Source organism: Novosphingobium arvoryzae, assembly GCF_014652615.1.
Taxonomy (GTDB): Bacteria; Pseudomonadota; Alphaproteobacteria; order Sphingomonadales; family Sphingomonadaceae; genus Novosphingobium; species Novosphingobium arvoryzae.
Genome location: NZ_BMZD01000003.1, coordinates 263,723 through 279,672 on the forward strand (window position 1 = coordinate 263,723; position 15,950 = coordinate 279,672).

The 15,950-nt window shown below is 66.3% G+C and carries 12 protein-coding genes and 1 tRNA gene; 10 read left to right on the forward strand and 3 right to left on the reverse strand.

Translation table 11 applies throughout. The features are described 5' to 3' along the window. Positions 1-35 precede the first annotated feature (35 nt). Together IE113_RS07810 and lpdA are read left to right on the forward strand one after the other, a co-directional pair. Positions 36-374 carry an acyl-CoA thioesterase gene (locus IE113_RS07810; protein WP_189540693.1) on the forward strand — a complete coding sequence of 113 codons (339 nt, stop codon included), beginning with the start codon at positions 36-38 and terminating at the stop codon, positions 372-374. Positions 375-376: 2 nt separating this feature from the next. After that, complete coding sequence (gene lpdA, locus IE113_RS07815) at positions 377-1,789, forward strand: dihydrolipoyl dehydrogenase (RefSeq protein ID WP_189540161.1); 1,413 nt, start codon at positions 377-379, stop codon at positions 1,787-1,789. Positions 1,790-1,810: 21 nt separating this feature from the next. Here the strand turns inward: lpdA and IE113_RS07820 are convergent, their stop codons facing one another. Beyond that, entirely contained in the window at positions 1,811-2,137 is a 327-nt protein-coding gene (locus tag IE113_RS07820; RefSeq protein ID WP_229822199.1) for a PilZ domain-containing protein, read from the reverse strand. 234 nt (positions 2,138-2,371) lie between these two features. Here IE113_RS07820 and IE113_RS07825 point away from each other — a divergent pair, with 234 nt between their 5' ends. The 6 genes from IE113_RS07825 to IE113_RS07850 all read left to right on the forward strand — a co-directional run bounded on the left by IE113_RS07825 (position 2,372) and on the right by IE113_RS07850 (position 12,604). After that, the gene (locus IE113_RS07825; RefSeq protein WP_189540163.1) at positions 2,372-4,363 is read left to right on the forward strand and encodes a proprotein convertase P-domain-containing protein; all 1,992 of its coding nucleotides are present in this window, start codon (positions 2,372-2,374) and stop codon (positions 4,361-4,363) included. 194 nt (positions 4,364-4,557) lie between these two features. Then, the gene (locus IE113_RS07830; protein WP_189540165.1) at positions 4,558-5,544 is read left to right on the forward strand and encodes a DUF11 domain-containing protein; all 987 of its coding nucleotides are present in this window, start codon (positions 4,558-4,560) and stop codon (positions 5,542-5,544) included. Between the two features lie 11 nt (positions 5,545-5,555). Beyond that, positions 5,556-6,044, forward strand: a complete 489-nt coding sequence (locus IE113_RS07835) for a DUF11 domain-containing protein (RefSeq protein ID WP_189540167.1) — start codon at positions 5,556-5,558, stop codon at positions 6,042-6,044. 83 nt (positions 6,045-6,127) lie between these two features. Then, entirely contained in the window at positions 6,128-7,192 is a 1,065-nt protein-coding gene (locus IE113_RS07840) for a DUF11 domain-containing protein (RefSeq protein WP_229822200.1), read from the forward strand. A gap of 57 nt (positions 7,193-7,249) precedes the next feature. Further along, on the forward strand, positions 7,250-12,304 hold the full coding sequence (locus IE113_RS07845; RefSeq protein ID WP_189540172.1) for a DUF11 domain-containing protein: 5,055 nt from the start codon (positions 7,250-7,252) through the stop codon (positions 12,302-12,304). A gap of 81 nt (positions 12,305-12,385) precedes the next feature. Then, entirely contained in the window at positions 12,386-12,604 is a 219-nt protein-coding gene (locus IE113_RS07850) for a hypothetical protein (RefSeq protein ID WP_189540174.1), read from the forward strand. Between the two features lie 20 nt (positions 12,605-12,624). Here the strand turns inward: IE113_RS07850 and IE113_RS07855 are convergent, their stop codons facing one another. Continuing rightward, on the reverse strand, positions 12,625-13,929 hold the full coding sequence (locus tag IE113_RS07855) for an acetyl-CoA hydrolase/transferase family protein (RefSeq protein WP_189540176.1): 1,305 nt from the start codon (positions 13,927-13,929) through the stop codon (positions 12,625-12,627). A 144-nt stretch (positions 13,930-14,073) separates the two neighbouring features. On the opposite strand from IE113_RS07855, the gene IE113_RS07860 reads away from it, so the two are divergent. Further along, positions 14,074-14,727, forward strand: a complete 654-nt coding sequence (locus IE113_RS07860; protein WP_229822201.1) for a DUF2726 domain-containing protein — start codon at positions 14,074-14,076, stop codon at positions 14,725-14,727. Positions 14,728-14,735: 8 nt separating this feature from the next. On the opposite strand, the gene IE113_RS07865 is transcribed toward IE113_RS07860, so the two are convergent. After that, positions 14,736-14,825 (reverse strand) — tRNA-Ser (locus IE113_RS07865). An 84-nt stretch (positions 14,826-14,909) separates the two neighbouring features. On the opposite strand from IE113_RS07865, the gene IE113_RS07870 reads away from it, so the two are divergent. After that, positions 14,910-15,950 carry a lytic murein transglycosylase gene (locus IE113_RS07870; RefSeq protein WP_189540181.1) on the forward strand — a complete coding sequence of 347 codons (1,041 nt, stop codon included), beginning with the start codon at positions 14,910-14,912 and terminating at the stop codon, positions 15,948-15,950.

The following is a 15,950-nucleotide window of genomic DNA, read 5'->3' on the forward strand; positions in this document are numbered from 1 at the left end:
CGGTGGCCGAGGAACTGGTCATCCGCGTAACGGCCATGCCGACCGACCTCAACCCCTACGGGGGCGTGTTCGGCGGCTGGCTGATGAGCCAGCTGGCGCTGGGCGCGGGGTCGCTGGCCTCGCGGCGCGGGCAGGGCAAGGCCGTGGTGGTCCATGCCACGGATTTCACTTTCCCCGGCGTGATGGCGGTGGGCGACGAGTTGTCGGTCTATGCCGAAATCGTCGCCACCGGGACCACTTCGCTGACGATCGCCGCGCGCGGGGTCGGCCGGGAACGCAATGGCGAGGCCACGGTCGATGTGGCGCGCGGTCAATTCAAGTTCGTGCTGCTGGGCGAAGATGATCGCCCGCGTGCGGTCACGCAATCGGAGTAGGTATGGCTGAACAATACGATGTCGTGGTGCTGGGTTCGGGTCCTGGCGGGTATGTCTCGGCGATCCGCTGTGCGCAGCTGGGCCTGAAGACCGCGATTGTCGAACGCGAGAACCTGGGCGGGATCTGCCTCAACTGGGGCTGCATCCCGACCAAGGCGCTGCTGCGTTCGGCCGAAGTGTTCCACCAGATGAAGCACGCCAAGGACTATGGCCTGGCGGCAACCGGGATCAGCGCGGACCTCAGCGCAGTGGTCGCCCGCTCGCGCGGGGTGGCCAAGCAGCTCAACCAGGGCGTCACGCACCTGATGAAGAAGAACAAGATCGCCGTCCATATGGGTGAGGGGCGGCTGACCGCGCCCGGCAAGCTGGAAGTGACCGGCGCGAAAGGCACGGAAACGCTGACGGCGAAGCACGTGATCATCGCCACCGGCGCGCGGGCGCGCGATCTGCCGTTCGCCAAGGCCGATGGCAAGCGCGTATGGACCTATCGCCACGCGATGACGCCGTCCGAATTGCCGAGCAAGTTGCTGGTGATCGGATCGGGTGCGATCGGGATCGAATTTGCCAGCTTCTACAATGACATGGGAGCCGAAGTTACCGTCGTTGAGATGATGGACCGGATCGTTCCGGTGGAAGATGCGGACGTTTCGAGCTTCCTTGAAAAGGCACTGGTCAAGCAGGGCATGACGATCATGACTGGGGCCGGGGTCGAGGCGCTGGACGTGACGGCCACCGGCGTGAAGGCCAGGCTGAAGGACAAGGGCGGCAAGGTCACCAGCGCCGATTTCAGCCACGTGATCGTCGCGGTCGGGATCGTTCCGAACACCGAGAACATCGGGCTGGAGCAGCTCGGCATCAAGGCGGAGCGCGGGATTATCGCGATTGACGCCATGGGCCGCACCAACGTTCCGGGCGTTTGGGCCATCGGTGATGTCACGCCGGGGCCGTGGCTGGCGCACAAGGCCAGCCACGAAGGGGGGATCGCTGCCGAAGCCATCGCGCAGGCACTGGGCAACAAGGATGTCCACCCGCACGCCATGGATCGCCGCAACATTCCGGGCTGCACGTATTGCCACCCGCAGATCGCCAGTGTCGGCCTGACCGAGGCGAAGGCCAAGGAAGCGGGCTACACCGTCAAGGTCGGCAATTTCCCGTTCATCGGCAATGGCAAGGCGATTGCCCTGGGCGAGCCCGAAGGCTTCGTGAAGACGGTGTTCGATGCCGCCACTGGCGAGCTGCTGGGCGCGCACATGATCGGCGCGGAAGTGACGGAACTCATCCAGGGCTATGTCGTGGGCAAGACGCTGGAAACGACCGAGGCCGAGCTGATGGCCACGGTGTTCCCGCATCCCACCCTGTCGGAAATGATGCACGAAAGCGTGCTGTCAGCCTATGGCCGGGCGCTGCACTTCTAGAATGGTGACGGCCAGTCCCGCCTAGAAGGTGGGATTGGCCTTCCTGACCAGATGATCGAACACCGCGACGTGCAGCGGTTCCGCAAACGCGCAGCCGATCGCGGCGTTCGACTGCCAGCGGATCTCGGCTGAGAGCAGCTGCATCCCCGGAATGCGGATGCGCAGCGGCAACTCGGTCGTGACGTTGGGAAACCACGCGATCCGGAAGCCTTGCGGAGACAGGTCGTCAAGCCGCACCATCCGCCACGGCCTGGTGCCCTGGCGCACTTCGCACAGCAGGGTGAGGGCGGCGCGCTCTTCGCGTGCGCGGGGCGGATCGCCGCTATTGTCGGCTGAAACGCTGGACAAGGAAAACTCCCGGTATTGATCGGACCCAAAGCGGAATCGCTGTCGCGCGATTCTCGTTGCAGCCAGCATTGGCGCACGCGGGGTTAACGATTGTCGAAGATCGTGCGCGGCAGAGGGGAAAAGACGCTTTCGATGTGACTTCAGCAGCTTGGCGGTGACGTCATGCCGCCCGAACTGCTGATTTTCGGGTCTGTTTAACACCGTATTTACCCTTATCGTCCAGTTAACCGCGACATGAGGTCGCAACTCTTCCAGAATCCGCACGCGGTGATCCGCGCATGCACGGCGCTGTTCCGGCTGCTGGCGATCGCGCTGGCCGTCCTGTCCTTCGGATCGGTCGCCGGGGCGCAGACCGTAACCCGCTACACCAACACCACCGACAGCGCGGCGGGCGGGATCAACAGTTCGGCAACCCCGTGCACCAACACGTTCAAGCGCACCTTTTCGGTGGGGACGAGCTTCACCGTCGCCGACGTCAATGTCGGCGTGCTGGTGGCGCACACCTATCGCGGGGACCTGGCGATGTTTCTGCGCTCACCAGCAGGTACGCGCATCCAGCTCACCGACAGCGCCACCGCCGGGGCCGCGCAGAACTTCAACGCGCTGTTCGACGACGAGGCGAGCGCCGGCATTCCCACTTACACCGCCAATGCCACCGCCACCGCCACCACCAGCGTCCCGCCCTATGCCGCAACCTTCCGCCCGCTCAATGCCCTCAACGCGTTCGACGGGCAGAACGCATCGGGCACCTGGACGCTGGAAATCTGCGACCAGTATTCGGGCGATTCGGGCACCTTCTACCAGGCCGATCTCTACCTGACGCAGCCGCCGGCCAGCTATGCCGACCTGTCGCTGGGCATGACCGCCAGCAATACCGCGCCCTCGGCCGGATCGAACGTGACGTTTACCCTGACGGTCACCAACGCGGCGGCATCGCCCACCGCGGCCAGCGGCGTGACGGTTGCGGGCCTGCTGCCGCCGGGCCTGACCTATGTCAGCCACAGCGGAACGGGCACCTACAACAGCGCGACCGGGCTGTGGTCGGTGGGTTCGCTGACGGCGGGGCAGAGCCGCTCGCTGAGCATCGTCGCAACGGTCAATGTCGGGGCGGGCACCAGCATCGCCTTCGACGCCGAGGTCAGCGCATCGTCGGTGGTCGATTTCGATTCGACGCCCGGCAACGGCTCCACCACTGAGGACGACGATGCCTCCGTCACGCTGGCCGTGCCGGGCACCCGCACCGCCGGTACGCCGCCGATGCTGATCTGCCCGAACGGGTCGAGCCTGTTCGACTGGGACAGCCAGAGCTGGGCGGCCGGGAACACCACGGGCAGCTACAGCCTAGCCGGGTTCGGCTCGATCGGCTTCACGATCGTCAACCCCGGCCTGTTCCTCAACAACGCCACGTACGGCGGGCAGTCCCCGGCGCTGACCAACGCGATCACCGGCGGGCTGGCCGTGCCGCAGATGGCACTGATCCAGCTGGTCGATCTGCCCAGCCGGAACACGGTGGTTACCTCCACCATCGCGCTGGGCAACGTTGCGGAAGGCGCGCAGTTCACCATTTTCGACGTCGACTTTGCCGCCAACCAGTTTGCGGACAAGGTAACCGTCACCGGCCGCCTGAACGGCGCGACGGTGTTGCCGACGCTGACCAACGGCATTGCCAACTATGTGATCGGCAATTCCGCCTATGGCGATGCGCTGTCGACGGACACCCAGGCCAACGGCAATGTGGTCGTTACGTTCGCCGCGCCGATCGACACGATCGTGCTGGAATATGGCGACCATGCGCTGGCACCCGGCGATCCGGGCCAGCAGGGGATCGAGATCCACGACATCACCCTGTGCCGCCCCAGCGCCAGCATCAGCGTGACCAAGGTCAGCGCCGTGATCAGCGATCCGGTCAACCTGGCCAGCGCGCCCAAGGCGATCCCCGGTGGCGTCATGGAATACTGCATCCTAGTCAGCAACACCGGCACGGCGACGCTGACCAACGTGACGGCAACCGATCCGCTGCCGCCCCATGTCACATATGTGCCCGGCAGCCTGACGTCAGGCCCCAGCTGCGCGGCCGCGACCACCGCCGAGGACGATGACGCGACCGGTGCCGATGAGGGCGATCCCTTCGGAGCCGGAATCAGCGGCACCACGATTGGCGCTGCAGCCGCCACGCTGACCGGTGGAGCCAGCTTCGCGATCAAGTTCAGAACCACCATTCAGTAATATATTTCTGATATTTAGATCATCATTCTCGTATTGATTCGAGCAAGCCGATGCAAAGTTCTGGATATGGCCGAGCGAGCAAATCCGCCGGCGCCTGACGCCCTTCCTTTAATTTCTTCCGAAACCACCGTTCTTTGAATGATTTCAAGGTGGAATTGGGGGTTCGTTAACCACTTAACCCTATGGGAAACAGCATGAAACAGGGTCACATCACCATTCTTCGCCTAACCTCTGCGGTTACCGCCGGGTTTACGTTTGCCATCGTTCCCCAGGCCGCGCAGGCCGCCGGGGTGCTGGCGGGCACTTTGATCGAAAATACCGCTTCGGCGACGTACTCGTCCGGCACCGCCAGCGGGTCGGTTTCGTCGAACACCGTCACCGTCAAGGTGGACGAGCTGCTTGACGTCGCCGTCGCCGGGCTGACGACCACGCCCGTCACGGCGGGATCGACCAGCGTGGTGCTGGAATACTCGATCACCAACACCGGCAACGGTGGTGAGGCCTTCAACGTGACGGTCGATCCGGCCGTGGCGGGCAACGGGTTTGACGCGGTGGTCCAGACCATCGCCTATGACAGCAACGGCAACGGCACGTACGATGCGGGCGTCGATACCGTGATCACCAATGGTGGCGCGACGTCGAGCCTGGCGGCCGATGCCTCGCTGAAGGTGTTCGTGATCGTCACGCTGCCCGCCGGGGCCACCGATGGCCAGAGCAGCCAGGTCCGCCTGACCGCCGACGCGGTAACCGGCACCGGCACGCCCGGCACCGTGTTCACCGGGCAGGGCGAGGGCGGCGGCGACGCCGTGGTTGGCGCGTCCGGCGCGAGCGACAACGCCACCGACCAGATGATCGCCAGCCTGGCGACAGTCGCGCTGGCCAAGTCGGCTTCGATCGTAGACCCGTTCGGTGGTTCGCAGCCGGTTCCGGGCGCGGTCATCACTTATACCCTCGTCGCCACGGTGAGCGGCACCGGCCAGGCCGAGGGCCTGCACGTGACCGATATCATCCCGGCCGGCACGACCTACCAGGTCAGCAGCCTGAAACTCGACGGCGCAAGCCTGACCGACGCGGCCGATGCGGACGCCGGCGTGGCCGGTGCCAGCGGCATCGACGTGGATCTGGGCACCGTTGCCGGTGGGACCACCAAGACCGTCAAGTTCGACGTCAAGATCAACTGAGGAGCATCGCCATGAAGGCCAACTGGATCGCTTCGTTCATCGGCATGACCGCATTCGCGGCTTGCGCCCTGACCACCCCGGCCCTGGCCGTGGCCAACCCGCAGCCGGTCGAACTGATCGGCGACGTGAAGGTCGAGAAAGTCGTGGTCGAGAACGGCAAGGAAACCCGCAGCTGGATCAAGCCGCAGGTCGTCGTGCCGGGCGACCGGCTGACCTTCTCCACGCAGTATCGCAACACCAGCACGGACAAGGTCGACAACTTCGTCGTGACCAATCCGATCCCGGCGGGCGTGATGCTCGCTCCGGACGGCGCGGCCACGTTCGACGTGTCGGTCGACGGCGGCAAGACCTGGGGCAAGCTCGGCGCGCTCCAGGTCGCCGATGGCAAGGGCGGCCAGCGTGCCGCGCTCCATTCCGATGTCACGCACGTCCGCTGGACGCTGCCGGTGCTGAACCCCGGCACGACCGGGACGCTCACCTACAACGCTATCGTCCGCTGACCAGCGGTTGAACCGCCGCGGCCCCAGGGCGGAAGGGATCGGGGCCGAAACTGAACTATGGGGACCATGCAATGAATAAGTCAGTGAGACTGCTGGGAGGAGCCGGGGCGATCGCCCTTGTTGCCCTCGGCGCGAGTCCTGCGCTGGCGTCGGGTACGCTGGCAGGATCTTCCATTACCAATACCGTGACCGTCAACTATCAGGTCGGCGGGATCAGCCAGACCTCGACCGGTGCGAGCGATACCTTCACGGTTGACCGCAAGGTCGCGTTCGTCGTCGCCGAAAGCGGCGACATGACCACGACGACCGTTTCGCCCGGCCAGGAAGCCGCGGTGACGACGTTCCAGGTGACCAACCAGTCCAACGCCACGCTCGATTTCGCGCTGGCGGTGGCCCAGGTGGCGACCGGCGGATCGGGCGCCCACACCGGCACCGACAGCTTCGACACGAGCAACGTCGCGATCTATGTCGATACCAACAACAACGGCGTCTACGATGCCGGCACCGACCAGCAGGTGACCTACCTGGACGAGCTGGCGCCGGATGCCAGCAAGACGGTGTTCGTGCTGGCCGACATTCCGCTCAGCCTGACCAACGGCGCGTTCTCGGCCCTGACCCTGACCGCGACCGCGCATGGCAGCGCCACGGCGTCGAGCGGGACGGTCGGTTCGCTGGATGCCGTGCTGGCCCAGACATCGGGCGCCAACACCTCGGGCATGGACACTGTCTTTGCCGATGTGGCGGGGGCAACCGACGCGGCCAACGATGGCAAGCATTCGGCCAAGGACGACTTCACCGTCTACACCGCCTCGCTCACCATCACCAAGACCAGCCGCCTGATCAGCGACCCGGTGAACCTGACCACCAACCCCAAGGCGATCCCGGGTGCAGTCATCGAATACTGCATCATCGTCGCCAATGCGGGCGGCAGCCAGACCGCGACCGACGTGGCCATCTCTGACCCGTTGCCGGGTGAGGTGACCTACATCACCAGCAGCACCTATCTGAACGGATCGGTGACGGGCGGCGCTTGCAACGAGGACGGCAGTGCCGGCGGCTCGTTCGCTTCCAACACTGTCAGCGGCACGCTTTCCAGCGTGGCCGGCGGTGAAACCAAGACGCTGCGCTTCCGCGCAACGATCAACTGACGAAAGTGGCGGAGCAGGACGGCACAGCCGGCTGCTCCGCCATTTACAGACAAAACCATGGTCGCACCCAAATCCATCAGCTCTGTCATCGCCGCCCTGCTGCTGGCGGTCATGCTGCTGATCGCGCCTGCATCGCAGGTGCGGGCGCAGACCATTACCAACATTGCCGGGGCGAGCTGGTCCGAGCAGGGCCGCGATTTCTCGGTCCGTTCCAATCCGGTGGCGATCGAACTGGCCCCCGTCGGCGGCGGGACGATCGACACGTTCGTGCCCAAGGGCAATGGCGGCCAGCAACTGGCCTTCAACCCCTCGCGCTGCGGCGGTGCCACCGTGACCGTCCCCGGCGGACTGGACGGCAACACTGTCGTCGCCTCGCTTGAACAATCGACCACGCTGAAGATCGGCACCACGCTGTTCTTCCGCCTGGTCGCACCTGCTGCCAACACCAACCCCAATGCCATCGACAGCGTCACCGCGACCCTGACGACCGCATCGGGCGACCGTGAACAGCTGCAGGTGTTCGAAACCGCGTCCAACAGCGGTGTGTTCATTGGCGCGATCCCGACGGCCGCGATCCCGCCCAGCCCGGTGCAGGGCGATTGCCGCTTGAGCGTTTCGCCCGGCGATACGATTTCCATCGAATGCGTGAAGACCGGCAACACTAATGTGCTGGCCACCGCGCAGGTCGAAGTGCTGGCCGATCCGTTGGGCCTGGTGTTCGATAGCGAAGACGGCCGCCCGGTTGACGGCGCGCGCGTCTCGCTGGTCGATGCCGCCACCGGCGCCCCGGCTCGCGTGTTCGCGGATGACGGGGTGACCCCCTGGCCGTCGAGCGTCATTTCCGGCCAGCCGATCACGGACGGCGCGGGCAATGTCTGGCCGATGCTGCCGGGCGAATACCGTTTTCCGCTGGCGCCGCTGGGCCAGTACCGCCTGGTCGTCGCGCCGCCCGCACCCTACAGCGCGCCGTCCGCCACGACGCTGCCGCAGCTGGCCGGCCTGCGCCGCCCCGATGGCGGTCCGCTGGAACTGTCCGATGCTTCGTGGGGCCGCGCCTTCGCGCTGACGAGCCCGACCCCGGTGCGGGTCGACATTCCGGTCGATGCGCCGCCGGTCTCGGTCGCGCTGACCAAGTCCGTCTCGCGCCCGCTGGCGCTGCCGGGCGATGTCGTGTTCTACACCGTCACCGCCCGCAACCCTGATATCCGCACCAAGCGGGCCGTCACGCTGGTCGATACGCCGTCCGCGCTGCTGCGCCTGCGGGCCGACACGGTGCGCCTTGACGGCGCTGCTGCGCCGGGCGCGGTCCGGGTCAGCGCCGATGGCCGCGTGTTGACCGTCGCGCTGGGCGACGTTGCCCCCGGCGCGGTGCGGACCGTTACCTATGCCATGACCGTGCGCGCCGATGCCCCGGCGGGCCAGGCGCTGAACCGCGCGGTCGCCAGCGATGCGCTGGGGCGCAGCTCGGTCGCCAGCGCGATGCTGCGGATCGGACAGGACAACCTGGCCGCGCGGATGACGCTGATCGGGCGGATCACCGATGGCGGCTGCGATGCCAGCGCCGAGCCGGTCGGCATCCCCGGTGTCCGGCTGGTGCTGGAAGACGGCAGCTTCGCGGTGACCGATGCCGATGGCCGCTATCACTTCGACGCCCTGACGCCCGGCACCCATGTCGTGCAGGCGCTCAGCAACACTCTGCCCAAGGGCGGCGAGTTCGTCGATTGCGCCCGCTCCACCCGCAGCGCGGGCAGCGCCAGCTCGCGCTTCGTGATCGGGCAGGGCGGCAGCCTGGTCGTGGCCGATTTTTCCGCCACATTGCCTTATAAGCTGGCAGCAAAGCGCTCTGACGAAACGAAAAAACAGGACGAAAAGGCCGCTGCGGCAGAAGATCGCGCGGCTGCGGGTGGCGATACCGACTGGATGGCGCTGGGCGATGGCCCGACCGAGTTCCTGTTCCCCGCGCTTGACCACAACCCGCGCGCGCCGGCCGTGCGCGTGGTGGTGCGCCACCGCGCCAACCAGACGGTGGAACTGCTGGTCGATGGCCAGCCGGTCGACAAGGTGGCGTTCGATGGCCTCAAGAAGTCGCCGCGCGGCTTTGCGGTCAGCGTCTGGCGCTCGATCCCGCTGGAAGGCGACGTTACCCGCCTGACCGCCCGCGTGATCAATGCCGATGGATCGGTTGCCACCGAACTGCACCGCCCGGTGCATTACGCTGCCAAGCCCGCGCGCGTGGAATGGCTGCCCGCGCAGTCGCGCCTGATCGCCGACGGCACCAGCCGCCCGGTGCTGGCGCTGCGCATTCTCGACCGCAATGGCCGCCCGGTGCACGATGGCATTTCCGGCGAGTTCAAGCTGAGCGCGCCCTATGAAAGCGCCGAGGCGCTGGACCTGATGCAGGCGCGCGCGCTGTCGGGGCAGGGCCGGGCCGCGCCGCGCTGGGTGGTGAAGGGTGACAACGGCATCGCGCTGGTTGAACTGGCTCCCACAATGGTCAGCGGCAAGCTGCACCTCGACTTCACCTTCACCGACGATACCCAGCGCCGCCGCCAGCAGCTGGACGCGTGGGTCGTGCCGGGCGAACAGCCCTGGACGCTGGTCGGCCTGGCCGAAGGTTCGGTCGGCGCGCGCACCGTGGCGGACAACATGCAGCGCACCGGCCGGTTCGACAGCGACCTGGGCCAGAACGCGCGCGTCGCGTTCTATACCAAGGGCCGCGTGCTGGGCCGCTTCCTGCTGACCGCTGCCTATGACAGCGCCAAGCAGCGCGACGACCAGCGCCTGCTGGGCGCAATCGATCCCAAGGCCTATTACACCGTGTTCGCCGATGGATCGGACCGCCGGTTCGATGCCGCCAGCCGCGAAAAGCTTTACGTCCGCATCGAAAGCGCCGCGTTCTATGCGCTCTATGGCGATTTCGACACCGGCTTCGACCAGACCCAGCTGGCCCGCTATCAGCGCGCCGCGACCGGGTTCAAGGCCGAAGCCAACCTGGGCGGCTTCCACGCGCAGGGCTTTGCCGCGAAGATCGCCTCGACCCATCGCCGGGACGAGATCCAGGGCGGCGGGATCAGTGGCCCCTATCGCCTCTCCAGCCGCGCGATCATTGCCAACAGCGAACAGGTCAGCATCGAAGTGCGCGATCGGTTCCGCTCCGAAGTGCTGGTCAGCCGCCGCACCCTGTCGCGCTTCATCGACTATGACCTCGACCTGCTGGCCGGGACCATCACCTTCAAGGAACCGGTGATGAGCCGCGATGAAGCGCTCAACCCGCAGATCATCGTCATCGACTACGAACTCGACGAAACGGTGCGTGGGGGAGAGATCAACGCGGGCCTGCGCGCCGACTATACCAGCGCCAACGGCAAGCTGCGGATCGGCGCCAGCGCGATTACCGATACCGGCGCCAGCGCGGGCAACACCGTGCGCACCAACCTGGGCGCAGTGGATGCGCGGCTGCGTCTCGGCGAAAACACCGAACTGCGCGCCGAAGCGGGGATGAGCTTTGCCAATGGCGGCAACGCCAGCGCCTGGCTGGTCGAGGCCGAGCACCATGACGGCAAGCTGGACGTGATCGCCTATGCCCGCTCCGCCGCGGCCGATTTCGGCGTCGGCCAGATGAGCGGCGCGGAACGCGGCCGCCGCAAGATCGGCGTCGATGCCCGCTATCAGGTCAATGAGGCACTCGCGCTCACCACCAGCAGCTGGCACGACGACAGCCTGACCGACGCCGCCAGCCGCACCGCGGTGCAGCTCGGCACGCTCTATCGCTCCAAGCGCACCGACGCGCGGCTGGGCGTGGCGATGATGCGCGATCGGCTTGCCGATGGCACCACCGCCAGTTCCACCGTGCTGGAAGGCGGCGTGACCCAGCGCTTGCTGAACAACAAGCTGGAAGTCACCGGATCGACCAGCATCGCGCTCGACAACGCGGAATCGATCGACCTGCCGGAACGTCACCGCCTGACCGCCCGTCTGGCGCTGACCAGCGCGGTCAAGCTGGTCGGCAGCTATGAAATCGCCAAGGGCGCGGATCTCGATGCCCGCACCGCGCGCGTCGGGTTCGAACTGATGCCCTGGCACGGCGCGCGGGTGCTCTCCAGCGTCGGCCAGCAGGCAATCACCGAATATGGCAAGCGCAGCTTCGCCGCCTTCGGCCTCGCGCAGTCGCTTGAGGTGACGAAGACCCTGACCATCGATGCCACGCTGGAAAGCAGCAAGACCCTGGGCGGCATTGACGCGGCCCGTCTGGTCAACCCCGCACAACCCGCCAGCAGCGGCGGCGCGCTGGGCGAAACCGGCACCGTGGCGGAAGACTTCACCGCGATCACGCTGGGCGGTTCGTGGCGCAAGGATCGCTGGACCAGCACCCTGCGCGGCGAATGGCGCGATGGCCAGCTGGCCGACCGCAAGGGCGTGACGTTCGGCACGATCCGCCAGCTGGGCGAGGGCAGCATGGTCGGTTCGGGCGTGATGTGGACCCGCGCCAGCACCGCCACCGGCATGAGCAGCGAGATCCTCGACGGGGCCGTCGCCGCCGCCTATCGCCCGGCCAAGTCAGCCCTGGCGTTCCTCGCCAAGGCCGAGTTCCGCAGCGATGCCGTGACCGGCGCCGTCGCGGGCGAGGCCGGCCCCGCCGGGCGCAGCGCACTGACGGTGAATGGCGATGCGAAATCCCGCCGCGTGATCGGTGCGCTTTCGGCCAACTGGTCGCCCAAGGGCACCGTCGATGGCCAGCGCGTCGCTCGCCATGAGCTCGGCCTGTTCGCCGCCGTGCGCCACAACTTTGACCGCTATCAGGGCTTTGACCTGGCGGGCACGACCCTGATCGGCGGGATCGACGCGCGCCTTGGGCTGGGCGAGCACGTTGAAATCGGCGGGCAGGCCACCGTTCGCCGCAACCTGTCAGACCACACCACCAGCTTCGCCTTCGGCCCGCAGATCGGGATCAGCCCGACCAGGGACGTGTTGCTGACCGTGGGCTACAACATCTCCGGCTTCCGCGACCGCGACTTCTCCGCCGCGCGCAGCACCGACAAGGGCCTGTTCGCGACCCTGCGGATGAAGCTGGATACCGATACGCTGGGCTTCCTGGGGCTGGGCCGCCGCTGAGCCGCAACCGGCTGATCCCGATTGCCTATCCACCGTCATGGCCTTAGCCTTGGCCGTAGAGGCAATCAGAGGAGAACCGTGATGCGTATTCGACTGTTCCTGGCCGCTCCGCTCGGCGCGCTGGCCCTGGCCGCGTGCAGCGACCCGGCAGAAACCGGCAAGTCTGCGGACGACGCGATGACTGCCCCGGAAGCAGCGCAAACCGATCTCGCCGTGGAACCCACCGGACCGAAGGTCGACGTCAATCTGCCCGAAACGCCGATGACCAACACCCCGGCGGAAGGCGCGAAGGCGCCCTGACCGGCCACCCCGGCGAGCGGTCAGCGCAAGCCGTTGGCCAGCTCGTCGCGGAACTTCGGGTGCGCCAGCGCGATCAGCGCGTCGGCGCGCTGGTGCACTGATTTGCCGCGCAGGTCGGCCCAGCCGTATTCCGTCACCACGATGTGGGTATCGTTACGCGGGGTCGTCACCGGGCCGTCCAGCGTCGGCACGATCCGCGATACCGTGCCGCCGCTCGCGGTGGACTGGCAGGCGATGATTGACTTGCCCCCGCGCGATGCGGTGGCTCCACGCACGAAATCCAGCTGGCCGCCCGATCCGCTATACTGCCGCCCCAGCAAGTGCTCCGAATTGCAGGCTCCGCCCAGATCGATCTGGAGCGTCCCGTTGACCGAAACGACATGGTCGTTCTTGGCGATGTGGCGCGGATCGTTGACCAGGTGGACCGGCAGCGAATGGAACGCCGGGTTGTCATCGATGAAGTCATAGAACGGCGCATCGCCCATCGCGAACGTGAACACGCTGCGCCCGCGATAGGTCGTCTTGGCCTGGTTGGTCACCGCGCCGCAGCGGATCAGCCGGACCAGCGCCGGGGTCAGCAGCTCGGTATGGATGCCCAGGTCCCGGCGGTCCTCCAGCCGGCTGCAGACAGCGGCGGGCAGCGTGCCGATGCCCATCTGCAGGCAGGCGCGATCATCGATCATGCCGGCGATGATCGCGGCAATCGCCTCCTCCTCGGCGCTCGGCTGGCCGGTGGAGATTTCCGGCAGCGCCTGATGATGCTCGACGATGGCATCCACTTCGGAGACGTGCAGCAGCGATTCCCCGAACACGCGCGGCATCGCCGGGTTCACTTCCACGATCAACCGCCGCGCGCTGCGCGCCGCGGTGGAGGTGTAATCGTTGCTGGTTCCGAACGTGAACCAGCCGTGCCGGTCCATTGGTGAAACGGTGGTGATGCACACGTCAAGGTCCGCCTGCTCCGCCAGCACGCGGGGCGAGGCGCTGAACGCCACCGGCACGAAATCGATCGGCCCATAGCCGCTCCGCCCCGGATCGCCCTTGATCAGCGCGCGTTCGATCCCGCTCAGGAACATGCAGCGCGGGGTGACCCGGTCCAGCAATTCCCGCCGCAGCACGGTCTTGCCCGCCGCCTCCAGCGAATGGAAATACCACAGCTTCAGATCGCCAATCCCCGCCGCCTCCACCCGCCGCGCCAGCGCGCCGAGCAGGGCAGGGGGCTCGGCCACGGCCATGCCCATGGCGACGTTCATCCCCGACGCGATCCCCGCCACCGCCGCATCGGGCGTGGTCAGCTTCGCGGCATAGAGGTCTTGCGGGGTCATGGGGGCTTCTTCCAGATCGGGTGATATCGACGGCTAGCGCATCGCGGCTGCAACGCTAGTCCTTAGCCGAACGGCTGCCAACCGGCGCGGCACTCGTAGTTCTACGAGATGGCGGCATGTTGCTGTTTTGATGAACTTAACTTCATGCCACCAGAAATCATCGCCCTCATCGCCAAACCGCATTTGCTGATCCTGCTGCTGGCAGTTGGAGCCATTTCAGGGATGCTGGTTGAACGCATCGCCAACAAGCTGCGCTGGCAGAGATGGCGGCAACGCAAAGGCGCGGGCCCCGCAAAGTTTCGGAAGAATGCTCCGCCACCGCAGAAGTGGGCAAGGCCGGAAACCTACCTGAAACCCGATCAACCCGATGCGGCCGATCAACTGCGGATTGTGATGGGGGCGGATTTCGCGATTCAGCCATTGTTGAATAAAAGCGAAACAAGAGTCTTCAAGGAACTGGACAAGTACGTAATCGCCCGCAATCCGGATTGGCAGGTGATGGCCCAGGTTTCACTGGGAGAAATATTGCGCAGCAAGGACGCTGCCGCCTACCGATGCATCAATTCGAAACGTGTCGACCTGTTGCTGGTGGATGGCTCTTGCACGCCGCGCCACGCGATTGAATATCAAGGCACCGGACACCATCAGGGAACGGCTGCGGCGCGTGACGCGGTCAAAAAGGAAGCCCTGCGCCGTGCCGGGATTGGCTATCACGAAGTGGTTGCCGGACATACGGCGCCAGTTGAACTACGCCGACTGGTGGAAAAGCTGGTCCAATGTCCGGTGGGTGAGCGATAACTGCAATATGGCGGACAGGGTGGGATTCGAACCCACGGTGAGCTTGCACCCACGGCGGTTTTCAAGACCGCTGCCTTAAACCACTCGGCCACCTGTCCGGTCTGGCGCGGCTAGCGCGCCTTTGGGCGAATGTCACGCCCTTTGCCGTTTCCATTCCTGCGATGCTGTGCGAAAGATCGCGCATGGGTCTGATGCGCAATCTGAAATTCGCGGTGCCGCTGGGGCTGGCCGCGCTGGTGTTTTCGCCGCCAACGGCGCCGGTCGCGGCGCAGACGTATGACGAGGCGGGGTTTCAGGGCTACCTCCAGCTGCTTGCCGCCCGCGCGCGGGGCGAGGGGGTGAGCGAGGCGACGATTGCGCGGATGACCAGCGGGTTGACGCTCAACCAGCGGGTGATCGCGCTCGACCGGTCGCAGCCCGGCTCCACTCCCGGCACGCCGCCCGCGCTGGCGCCCTATATCCGCACCCACGTTGACGCCGCGCGGATCGCGGGCGGGCGGGCGATGCTGCAGAACGTGGCGGGCATCGTGCCGGGGATCGAGGCCGAATATGGCGTGCCCGCGCCGATCATCATGGCGATCTGGGGGCATGAGACCAATTACGGGCGCTACAAGGGCGATTTCGATCTAGCCCGCTCGCTCGCCACGCTGGCCTATGAAGGGCGGCGGCGCGAGCTGTTCGCCAGCGAATTCATCGCGCTGCTCAAGATGGTGGACCGGGGCGTCCCGCGCGAGCGGCTTTATGGCAGCTGGGCGGGGGCGTTCGGCAATCCGCAGTTCCTGCCCAGCGTCTACTTGCGCCTTGCCCGCGATGGCGACGGGGATGGCGATGCCGACATCTGGAACGACCGCGCCGATACGCTGGCCTCCATCGCCAACTACTTCCGCGATTCCGGCTGGCGCACGGGAGAGCCTTGGGGCGCGAAGGCGGTGGTGCCCGCCGGGTTCGATGCCACGCCGGTTGCCACCCGGCTGGATTCGCCCAGTTGCCCGCGCGTCCATGCGCGTCATTCAGCCTGGAAAACGGTGGCGGAATGGCAGGCGCTGGGGGTGCGCCCGCTGCGGCCGATGCGGGCCGATACGCTGGCCACGCTGATCGAACCGGACGGGCGCGGCAATTCCGCATTCCTGTTAACCGGGAATTACAGGGTTATCCTGCAATACAACTGCTCGAACTACTACGCATTGTCCGTGGGGTTATTAGCAGATGAGATTGCCCGTTAA